Annotated in this window: 2 protein-coding genes; both read left to right on the top strand. The window is 63.5% G+C overall.

Translation table 11 applies throughout. The features are described from left to right. The first annotated feature begins 129 nt into the window (after nucleotides 1–129). Nucleotides 130–1,038 carry a tyrosine-type recombinase/integrase gene (locus ACM6UT_RS23145; RefSeq protein ID WP_416799626.1) on the top strand — a complete coding sequence of 303 codons (909 nt, stop codon included), beginning with the start codon at nucleotides 130–132 and terminating at the stop codon, nucleotides 1,036–1,038. 3 nt (nucleotides 1,039–1,041) lie between these two features. Continuing rightward, nucleotides 1,042–2,235 (top strand): IS91 family transposase, encoded by a 1,194-nt coding sequence (locus ACM6UT_RS23140; RefSeq protein WP_416799625.1) that lies wholly within the window; start codon nucleotides 1,042–1,044, stop codon nucleotides 2,233–2,235. The last annotated feature ends 299 nt before the right edge of the window (nucleotides 2,236–2,534 follow it).

Below are 2,534 nucleotides of genomic sequence, written 5' to 3'. Positions count from 1 at the left end.
GAACGAACCCGCTGCGCGGGAGGGTGTCCGCGGCTGAGGTAGCGGGCGCGGGCTGGAGTTTGTGCCTGGATTGAACGTCGCCCGGCAAGGGGAGAGCATGACGAGCTTCTTCAACAAAGGAGCCAGATCATGCAGTACCCCGATCTCGACACGCCTATCAGCCCGCTGCGCCAGCGGGTGATCGACGACATGAACATGCGGCGTTTCTCACGCGACACGCAGCGCAACTATCTTCGCGATATTGGACGCCTGGCGACCTTCCTCGGGCGGTCACCGGACACGGCGACCGCCGACGATCTGCGTCGGTTCCAGATCGAGCAGCAGAACGATGGTGTGCCCGTTCCGACAATGAACAGCATCGTGTCGGCGTTACGCTTCCTCTTCACCCAGACCCTCGACCGCCCGGACCTGGCGCGCAGGCTTGTCCGGCTGGCGCATCCTCGGAATCTGCCTGTGGTGCTGAGCCGCGACGAGGTTGCTCGCTTACTGAATGCCACCACCTGCCTCAAACACCAGGCCGCATTGTCGGTCGCCTATGGCGCCGGTCTCCGTGTCGCTGAAGTCTCCATGCTGAAGGTCACCGACGTCGACAGTGAGCGGATGCTACTGCGGGTCGAGCGCGGCAAGGGCGGGCGCTATCGCAATGCCATGCTTTCTGAGGATCTGCTCACCTTGCTACGCGAGTGGTGGAAGGTGGGGCGACAGCAGGGTGTGATGCATCGCGACGGCTGGTTATTCCCAGGCCAACACGCGATGAAGCCGATCAGTACGCGGCAGCTCTATCGAATTGTCGTTGAAGCGGCCCGGGCCGCCGACATTGCCAAGCGGGTCGGGCCGCATACGTTGCGCCATAGCTTCGCCACTCACCTGCTGGAGGACGGCACAGACATCAGGATCATCCAGGTCCTGCTCGGGCACGCAAAACTCAACAACACCGCCCTCTACGCCAAGGTGGCGACCAAGACTGTCCGGACGGTTACCAGCCCGCTCGACAAGCTCGGCCTCTTCAAGCCGGAGGAAGCCTCCCCCGACGGTTGAGCCTTGCGTGCCTCGATCGAGGTCGCTGACATCTTCCGTGCTGCCGGGGCGGCCTACCGGCGCGCTCATGCAGGGCACCTGAGCCTTCCGCAACTGAAGGTGATGTCGGCGGTTGAGAACTGCCGCACTGCTGCCCTCGGCGGTCACGTCGAGGCCTGTGAGGACTGCGGCCAGTGGCGGATCGCCTACAACTCCTGCCGCAATCGGCACTGTCCGAAGTGCCAGGGTGCCGCCGCGCGGACATGGCTCGCCGAACGTGAGGCCGATCTGCTTCCGGTCGGTTACTTCCACGTCGTGTTCACGCTGCCCGCCGAGGTCGCCGATACAGCGTTCCAGAACAAGGCGCTCGTCTATGATCTGCTGTTCAAGGCGGCGTCGGAGACGATGCTGACCATCGCGGCCGATCGCAAACATCTCGGCGCGCGCATTGGCATCACCGCCGTGCTCCACACATGGGGATCGGCGATGACGCATCACCCGCATGTCCACATGATCGTTCCGGGCGGCGGGATCACGCCAGACGGAAGCCGATGGATATCATCGCGCCCGGCCTTCCTGCTTCCCGTACGCGTACTCGGCAAACTGTTTCGACGGCTGTTCCTTGCCCGGCTGGTCGCTCTGCACGATGCTGGGCGGCTCGGCTTCTTCGGTGCCCTTGCTCATCTCGCCGAACGGCAGGCCTTCTTGCGACATCTATCGCCAGTCCGGAAAAAGCGCTGGGTCGTCTATGCCAAGGCGCCCTTCGCGGGGCCGGAAGCAGTGCTTGCCTACCTGTCACGCTACACCCATCGGGTCGCAATCTCGAACCGCCGACTGATCGCCTTTGACGAAACTGGCGTCACCTTCCGCTACAAAGACTACCGTCGCGACGGCTGCGATCGGCCGCAGGTCATGACGCTCGCCGTCGATGAGTTCATCCGCCGCTTCCTGCTCCATGTCTTGCCGCGCGGCTTCCACCGCATCCGGCACTACGGCCTTCTCGCAGGCTCTGCCCGAAAGACCAGCCTTGCGCTTGCGCGCGAACTCCTGCACGTCGCCGCACCTGTCGATGACACCGCTCCTGGCGAACCAGATGACTTCCGCCCGCCATGCTCCTGCTGTGGCGGACGCATGATTGTCATCGAGGTCTTTGCACGCTGGAAGCAGCCGCGAGGACCACCAGATGGGACGGCGACTACCTGGGAGGCAGCTTCATGACCCGCCATGAAATGGCCAAAACCTCAGCCGCAGGCATCACGTCTCCGGCAACCGACCCACATGCGCCCGTGGAGATCAACGCCGTCGATAGGCTTCCAACGAGATGTGCGCCAGGCTGTCAAAGCCGCGCGGATGCGCAACGAAACGACCTGTCCGTAGCCATCGATCTACTTCCCGGCTGCAGTCTCACCACCCCGCACATCAGCCGAAAAGCGAAATCTCCATAGCATCAGCCTGTGGTCCGCGGGTTCCTTCCTCGGGGACTTTCGTACGCCTGCCGGCGCCCGAAACTCTTCACG

The sequence above is a fragment of the Ciceribacter azotifigens genome, from assembly GCF_048159625.1.
GTDB lineage: Bacteria > Pseudomonadota > Alphaproteobacteria > Rhizobiales > Rhizobiaceae > Allorhizobium > Allorhizobium azotifigens.
The sequence above is the reverse complement of the archived record's forward strand: the minus strand, read 5'-3'. Positions and strand labels throughout refer to the sequence as shown.